This is a genomic window from Gordonia sp. NPDC003422 (assembly GCF_053588675.1).
In genome coordinates, this window is sequence record NZ_JBSFQL010000033.1 from 52,051 (window position 1) to 59,000 (window position 6,950).

Annotated in this window: 9 protein-coding genes; 4 read left to right on the top strand and 5 right to left on the bottom strand. The window is 65.9% G+C overall.

Annotated features, from left to right (window positions below):
• Positions 1 to 35 precede the first annotated feature (35 nt).
• The 4 genes from ACWDTF_RS22150 to ACWDTF_RS22165 all read right to left on the bottom strand — a co-directional run bounded on the left by ACWDTF_RS22150 (position 36) and on the right by ACWDTF_RS22165 (position 3,228).
• A complete protein-coding gene (locus ACWDTF_RS22150; RefSeq protein ID WP_240859155.1) occupies positions 36 to 608 on the bottom strand; it encodes an LOG family protein in 573 nt (190 codons plus the stop codon).
• On the bottom strand, positions 605 to 1,429 hold the full coding sequence (locus ACWDTF_RS22155; protein ID WP_240859153.1) for an LOG family protein: 825 nt from the start codon (positions 1,427 to 1,429) through the stop codon (positions 605 to 607). Before ACWDTF_RS22155 ends, ACWDTF_RS22150 begins: the two co-directional genes overlap by 4 nt.
• A gap of 35 nt (positions 1,430 to 1,464) precedes the next feature.
• Positions 1,465 to 2,565, bottom strand: coding sequence for a succinyl-diaminopimelate desuccinylase (gene dapE, locus ACWDTF_RS22160; protein ID WP_240859152.1), 1,101 nt, complete (start codon positions 2,563 to 2,565; stop codon positions 1,465 to 1,467).
• 93 nt (positions 2,566 to 2,658) lie between these two features.
• Complete coding sequence (locus ACWDTF_RS22165; protein ID WP_355274709.1) at positions 2,659 to 3,228, bottom strand: DM13 domain-containing protein; 570 nt, start codon at positions 3,226 to 3,228, stop codon at positions 2,659 to 2,661.
• 137 nt (positions 3,229 to 3,365) lie between these two features.
• Between ACWDTF_RS22165 and ACWDTF_RS22170 the strand changes: the two genes are divergently transcribed.
• The gene (locus ACWDTF_RS22170) at positions 3,366 to 3,773 is read left to right on the top strand and encodes a VOC family protein (RefSeq protein ID WP_240859148.1); all 408 of its coding nucleotides are present in this window, start codon (positions 3,366 to 3,368) and stop codon (positions 3,771 to 3,773) included.
• Between the two features lie 158 nt (positions 3,774 to 3,931).
• Here ACWDTF_RS22170 and ACWDTF_RS22175 read toward each other — a convergent pair whose 3' ends face one another.
• The gene (locus ACWDTF_RS22175; RefSeq protein ID WP_355274707.1) at positions 3,932 to 4,654 is read right to left on the bottom strand and encodes a helix-turn-helix domain-containing protein; all 723 of its coding nucleotides are present in this window, start codon (positions 4,652 to 4,654) and stop codon (positions 3,932 to 3,934) included.
• A gap of 36 nt (positions 4,655 to 4,690) precedes the next feature.
• Here ACWDTF_RS22175 and dapD point away from each other — a divergent pair, with 36 nt between their 5' ends.
• From dapD to ACWDTF_RS22190, 3 genes are all read left to right on the top strand, one after another.
• The gene (gene dapD, locus ACWDTF_RS22180) at positions 4,691 to 5,659 is read left to right on the top strand and encodes a 2,3,4,5-tetrahydropyridine-2,6-dicarboxylate N-succinyltransferase (RefSeq protein WP_240859144.1); all 969 of its coding nucleotides are present in this window, start codon (positions 4,691 to 4,693) and stop codon (positions 5,657 to 5,659) included.
• A gap of 106 nt (positions 5,660 to 5,765) precedes the next feature.
• Positions 5,766 to 6,356 carry a serine/threonine-protein kinase gene (locus ACWDTF_RS22185; protein ID WP_355274704.1) on the top strand — a complete coding sequence of 197 codons (591 nt, stop codon included), beginning with the start codon at positions 5,766 to 5,768 and terminating at the stop codon, positions 6,354 to 6,356.
• Positions 6,353 to 6,466: an RCC1 domain-containing protein gene (locus ACWDTF_RS22190; RefSeq protein WP_355274702.1), complete on the top strand. Its 114-nt coding sequence runs from the start codon at positions 6,353 to 6,355 to the stop codon at positions 6,464 to 6,466. Before ACWDTF_RS22185 ends, ACWDTF_RS22190 begins: the two co-directional genes overlap by 4 nt.
• Positions 6,467 to 6,950 lie beyond the last annotated feature (484 nt).

The window sequence follows — 6,950 nt, forward strand, 5'->3', positions numbered from 1 at the left end:
ACGACGACAACGCGCGTTGACGATGTCAACACACCTTACCGGTCAGTAGCAAGAGGCTCCGCGACAACATCCCCTCGACCCGCCACAAGTGCGAGCGCCCCCGCCACCGAGTCGGTGACCAGGAGCCGATCGAGCGATCGACGCGCGACAAACCCCTGCCCGGCCAAGTCTTCCAGCCAGGTGCGCAACGGCGCATAGAAATCGAAGGGATCGAGCAGGATCACCGGTTTGTCGTGCATTCCGAGGTATCCGGCCGTCCACGTCTCGAACAGTTCCTCGAGTGTCCCGATGCCGCCGGGCAGCGTGATGAACGCATCCGACCGCTCATCCATCATGCGTTTGCGTTCGCGCATGGTCTCGGTGATGACGAGTTCGTCGGCGCCCAGATCGGCGACCTCGCGTTCCATGAGTGCCCGCGGGATGATGCCGATCGTCGTGCCGCCCGCAGCGCGAGCCGCCTCGGCCAGCGCACCCATCATCGAGATGTTGCCGCCGCCGGAGACGGTCACGTGGCCGGCGCGGGCCAGCGCACCGCCCACCTCGGCAGCCAGGTCGAGATAGCGCTGCTCGACGCGCCCCGACGCGCAGTAGACACAGACCGCACTCATGGCTTGACCGACCCGCTCGTCGATCGTCCGGCTCGCGCTGCGTCGATGATCTCGACCGCCTCGGCCGGCTCGTCGACCAGATACAGGAGGTCGAGGTCGTCGGCGGAGATCATCTGCTTGGCGAGCAGCACGTCGCGCATCCAGTCCACCAGACCGGACCAGTGGTCGCGTCCGACCAGCACGATCGGGAACCGCACGACCTTCTTGGTCTGCACGAGCGTGAGTGCCTCGAACATCTCGTCGAGGGTGCCGAATCCACCCGGCAGGCACACGAAGGCCTGTGCGTACTTGACGAACATCGTCTTGCGCACAAAGAAGTAGCGAAAGTTCATGCCCAGGTCGACCCACGGATTGAGGTGCTGTTCGAAGGGCAGCTCGATGTTGAGTCCGATGGACTGGGCGCCGGTATGGAACGCGCCTTGATTGGCGGCCTGCATCGCTCCCGGTCCGCCACCGGTGATCACCGCATAGCCCGCCTCCCCCAGCGCGCGGCCGACCGCCACCGACAGGTCGTAGTCGGCAGTTCCCGGAGCGACCCGCGCCGAACCGAACACGGTGACGGCCTCGGCGACCTCGCTCATCGCGTCGAACCCTGCGACGAACTCCGACTGGATTCTCAGCACGCGCCACGAGTCACGCATGGTCCGTTCGGCGCGCAACGTGCTGTCGCGGGGATCGATCCATTCGAGGAGACGGCGGTCGGTGGTCTGACTGCGGCGGCCGTCGTCGCGTCGCACCCGCATCGGCCCGATGTAGCAGGTCTCAGGGGTCGGGTCGTCCTCGGGCGAGGAGGTCGGCTGGTTTCCGGTGCTGGGCGCCATGCCGTCACGGTAAGGCATGCGGGGCCGGGGCACGATCAGGACAGGTAGGTGCGCAGGATCTCGGCGACCTCGGTGATCTGACCGACCGGGACACGTTCGTCGACGCGGTGCGCGAGATTGGGGTCGCCGGGTCCGAGATTCACCGCCGGGATGCCGCGCGCCGAGAACCGGGCGACGTCTGTCCAGCCGTATTTGGCGCGAAAACGTCCGTCTGCGGCAGCGACCAGTTCGGCGGCGGCCGGATTACTCAAGCCGGGCAGGGCGCCCGGAGCCGAGTCGGTCACCGCCAATTGCACTGTCCCGGCGGCGAGGTCGGCGGTGAAGACCTCACGGATGTGCTCGACGGCCTGTTCCTCGGACCGGTCCGGCGCGAATCGGAAGTTGACGTCGACGTAGGCCTCGTCGGGGATCACGTTGCCCGCCACACCGCCGCCGACCCCGACCGCCGACAGCCCCTCGCGATACTCGCAGCCGTCGATGTCGACCCGCCGCGGCGAGTACGACGCCAGGGTGGTGAGCACTCCACCGAGTTTGTGAATCGCGTTGTCCCCCATCCACGATCGCGCGGAATGAGCGCGGGTCCCGGCGGTCGACAAGCGAACTCGGACGGTGCCCTGACAGCCGGCCTCGATCTGTCCGGCGGTCGGCTCCCCCAGGATCGCGACATCACCGGCCAACCACTCCGGCAGTTCACGCTCGAGGAAACCCAGCCCGTTGTAACGTGCGGCGATCTCCTCGCAGTCGTAGAAGATGAGGGTCAGGTCGGGTTCGGGATCGCGCAAGGTCGCGGCCAGATGCAGGAACACCGCATCGCCCGATTTCATGTCGACCGTGCCGCATCCGTGCAGGACATCCCCCTCGGCCCCGTCGCGCTCCCGGCGATGCGGCAGGTTTCCCGCAACCGGGACGGTGTCGAGGTGGCCGGCCAGGATCACCCGTCGGTCGCGTCCACGATTCGTCCGCGCGAGCACGCGGTTCCCATGCCGCAGCACCTCGAATCCCGGCGCCTGTGCGCGCAGAGCAGCCTCGACCGCGTCGGCGATGCTCGCCTCGTTGCGCGACTCGCTCTCGATATCGACCAGCGCGGCGGTCAGATCGATGGGGTCGGCGGTGAGATCGAGTTCGACGCTCGGCATGGGTTCACCGTAGCCGCCGGGACCTGCGTGTGGTCGGCTCCCCTCAAGGCGCGGTGAGCTTGGCTGCGCCAAACGCAACTGTGCAGGCGCTCCTCAGGGTGCCGCGAGTGTGGCCGCGCCAAACGAGACGCTGAAGCGAACGCACCAGAGGAAGACGGCCGGATAATCTGCCAGGTCGACGTTGGCGGGGATGGCGTACACCTGATTTCCCCTGTTCCCCTTGATCGGTCCGAGGTCGACGTTGTTCGCGTCGGCCGCGGTCCGCCAGCCGCCGACGCCTTCTTTCACCTCTCCGTCGGACAACCATACGTGCACGTCGGGACCGGTTGTGGTGTCGAGATTCTCGATCGCGAGAACCCTTGTGCCGTCGGGCTTCTTGATGACCGACACCTTGCCCGAGGTGTCGTGCTCGTGGCTGATGAGGGTGCCGGTGGACAAGATCACGGAGGCGCCGGGTTGCGGTGTTCCCGACGCGTTGGGCGGCGCGGTCACCGCCACCGGGATCTCGTCGTCGACCTCGTTGTCGACGAAGATCAGCCAGGGCTGAAACAGGAAGGCGCCCACGGCAAGCGCGATGACGAGAAATACGCCGAGGAAGCCGAGAATCCACGGCCAGCGCCGCTTGCGACGTGGCGGAGCCTGAGGAGAAGCCAAATCGGACATATGCCGAGATTAGGGCGCGAGGTTCCGCTCCACCAGATGGTTCGCCCGAATGCATGACAGCAGCCGTCTTTCGGGCGCCGCTCCTGTGTCCGAAACGTTCATGACCGCACGCCGTGGACGACGCTAGCGTCGATGCCATGAGTGCAATCGATCGCAAGCCCACCGCGAACGCGCTGTCAGTGGTGGTCGAGGACATGGCCGCCGCCCTCGACTTCTATCGCATGTGCGGACTCGACATCGCCGAGGGCGCCGAGGCCGCACCACACGCAGAGGCGGCGATCGGCGGCTTTCGCATCATGTTCGACACCCACGACGTCGTGAGGACCCTGCTACCTGGATGGGAACCCGGTCACGGCGGACACAAGATGGCGCTGGCATTCGAATGTGACGAACCGGACGGGGTCGACCGCATGCACGCGGCGCTGATCGGTGCGGGCCACCGATCGTCTCTCGCACCGTTCGACGCCGTTTGGGGCCAGCGCTATGCGGCAGTCCACGATCCGGACGGTAATGTCGTCGACTTCTACTGCGCGCTCGGCACCTGAGTGGTGCTGTTCATAAATCCGTCCGGGGTATTCGGTGGAGCGATGGACGACTGGCAAGGCGGAGGAGGGAGCGATAGCGGCGCTATCGTGACCGACGACAACGCAGCCAGTCGTTCATCGAACGCCGAAGACCCCCGACGAATTTCTGGACAGGACCACTAAGTCCGAGTCGAGAGTATGAACTGCGTTGGCGCACAACCCGTGAAGCCGACGAAGTCGCGATACATGTGTGCATAGTCGGAGTACCCGCAGGCGGCCGCGATATCGCTGAGTTCGACGTCACCGAATCGCGCAGACCTCACGGACATCATGGTCGTCGCGCGCCGCATCCGCAGGATGCGTGCCAACGTCTTGGGACCATAACCGAAGTACCGCAACGCCTGTCGGTGAAGCGAGCGCTCCGACAGCGCGGCATCGTCCGCACATTCGGAGACCGTCCGACCGCTCGCGAGCGCGTCGACGACCCGCGGTACCCAGTTCGGCGGTGGCCGACGTCGCTGCGCGCACCACAGTTCGAGATCACGATCGGGTGCGACGGATGCACGCAGCCGGTCCTCGAGTCGCTCCACGTCACTTCGCGACCAAATGTCGGAGCCCGCCACCTGCGAACCAACCAGTTCGGCAGCGGATACGCCGAGAAGGCCGGGGGCGTGACCGGGGTCGAACCGTATGCCGGTCATCGTGGTGGCGGAGCGGACGACCGAAACGGTCGACGAGCGGTCCGGTCCGGCAACCAGCACCGAATCCCCCGTCCAGATCACGTCCATGCACCCGTCGGGGTCGATACGCACCGGTCCCGCAGAACGCTTCGCCTGCCACACGACTGCCGGAAGCGTGGCACAACGCCACTCGCCATATGAGCCAGGTGATTCGGCCGTCACGGATTCCAGTATGACGCACCGGTAGACTGACCTCCCGTGACTACAACTGGCGCAATCGCAACAGGTATCGCGACCGTGACCAACGGCGGATCGGCCGATCCGGGCGTTGTTCTCGACGCATGGTTCCCCGAACCCGAACTCGACACCGTGCAGGCATCGGAAACCGTCATCCTCGACGCCGACAGCACGCCGGCGCACCTGGCCGAATTGGTCGGGGTCGACGAGGCGCGTGGGGTCAAGGTTGTGGCGATCCGCACCACCATCAGCGATCTGTCGTCGGCTCCAATCGACGCCTACGACGTCTATCTGCGGCTGCATCTGCTCTCCCATCGGCTCGTCGAGCCGCACGGTGCCAGCCTCGACGGGCAGTTCGGCCTGCTCTCCAACGTGGTGTGGACCAATCACGGCCCATGCGCCGTCGGCAACTTCGAGTCGGTGCGCGCCAAGCTGAAACTGCGGGGTCCCGTCACCGTCTACTCGATCGACAAGTTCCCGCGCATGGTCGACTACGTGCTGCCCGGCGGCGTGCGCATCGGCGACGCCGACCGCGTCCGTCTCGGGGCGCACCTCGCGGCAGGCACCACCGTGATGCACGAGGGTTTCGTCAACTTCAACGCGGGAACGCTGGGATCGTCGATGGTCGAGGGCCGAATCTCCGCGGGTGTCGTCGTCGGTGACGGGTCCGACGTGGGCGGCGGTGCGTCGACGATGGGCACGCTGTCCGGCGGCGGCAAGGAGATCATCTCGCTGGGCAAGCGGTGCCTGCTCGGTGCCAACTCGGGTTGCGGTATTCCACTCGGCGACGATTGCGTCATCGAAGCGGGCCTCTACCTCACGGCGGGCACCAAGGTCACGGGTCCCGACGGCACCAGCATCAAGGCGCGCGAACTCGCCGGTCAGTCGAACCTCCTGTTCCGCCGCAACAGCCTTACCGGCGCCGTCGAGGTGGTGCCGTGGAAGGGCGACGGCATCGCATTGAACGAGATGCTCCACAAGCACAACTGAGCGCCAACGCGCGCCACAGAGTCGTCCGGCCGATCGACTGACGGTCGGACGACGCCTGCGCTTCCTTCGATCCGGATGCCTCGGCGACGACTCCCCAGGAGGAAACGTGCCGCTACAGCCCGGATCGACCTTCGCGGGATATCAGATCCTGACCCTGCTCGGAAGCGGCGGCATGGGCCAGGTGTTCCTGGTCGAGCATCCGCACCTCAAGCGACGGCAGGCACTGAAGGCGATATCCGGTGCCGGTCAGGGTAACCCGGATTTCGAACGGCGGTTCACCACCGAAGCCCAGACCGCTGCGGCGCTGAGCCACCCGGGCATCATCACCATCCACGACTTCGGCATCACTGAGTCGACGCCCTGGTTCACGATGGAATACCTTGCCGGACAAGACCTTTCCGGACAGGGTCTGTCGAAGGCCGAGGTGTTGCGGGTCATCACCGACGTCGCTGCGGCCCTCGACTTCGCCCACCGCAATGGTGTCATCCATCGAGACATCAAGCCCGCCAACATCATGACCCCGCGCAACCCTGACACCGGCACCATCGAACGCGTCGTCGTTCTCGACTTCGGGATCGCCAAGCTCGCTGAGGCCAGATCGGCGACGCCACCGAAACCAGTCGGCCCACTCCGACGCGCGTCTCCGGCCTCACCACTGCCACGAGCATCAGCACCGACGCGAAGACGACCTGTGTGACTTCCAACGGGTCCGCCTACTGCTGGGGGTTGGGCACTTCGGGTCAACTCGGCGACGGTACGACGACCGACCGGACTTCCCCTGTGCGCGTGGGCACCCCGGCCACGTGACAGGTAGACAGCGGACTACATCGCCGATCCGAAGAGTACTGCTGGTGAGTCGATAGTGTCCTCTCACCAGGTCCCCGCGGCTCGGACTCGCGCCCGGCGGGGGTGTGCCGACGAGTCAGCGACCCACCCGCGGACGTCGTCGGCGATCGTGGAGGTGGGAAGAGTGTCGTCGTCGAGCATGAACGCACGATCCGTTTGAAGTTGAGCCCGGATCCCGGGCTCAACTTTAAACGGATCAATGGCCGGCCGACTACGCGGTTGCCATGAGTGCGCAGCGGCGGCATTCTCGTCGGCGGCGCGAACCGGCGCCACAAAAGTAGGGGAAGAAACTTCTTCCCCTACCCTTGGAGTCCTCCCCCAGAAAATTCTCGCGGACGACTATGAACCCCGGGGCAGCCTCAATCGGTCGACGCAACAGGCCTCGTGTGAGAGGTAGCCGGTATGGGCAGGGCGGTAGCGCCGGAAGCGTTTTGGGTAGCGATCG

Excerpts from the sequence above, each read along its gene's own strand:
- dapE (WP_240859152.1), bottom strand. The coding sequence starts at position 2,565 with ATGCCGAGCGTCGAACTCGATCTCACCGCCGACCCCATCGATCTGACC.
- ACWDTF_RS22165 (WP_355274709.1), bottom strand. The coding sequence starts at position 3,228 with ATGTCCGATTTGGCTTCTCCTCAGGCTCCGCCACGTCGCAAGCGGCGC.
- ACWDTF_RS22155 (WP_240859153.1), bottom strand. The coding sequence starts at position 1,429 with ATGGCGCCCAGCACCGGAAACCAGCCGACCTCCTCGCCCGAGGACGAC.
- ACWDTF_RS22150 (WP_240859155.1), bottom strand. The coding sequence starts at position 608 with ATGAGTGCGGTCTGTGTCTACTGCGCGTCGGGGCGCGTCGAGCAGCGC.
- ACWDTF_RS22170 (WP_240859148.1), top strand. The coding sequence starts at position 3,366 with ATGAGTGCAATCGATCGCAAGCCCACCGCGAACGCGCTGTCAGTGGTG.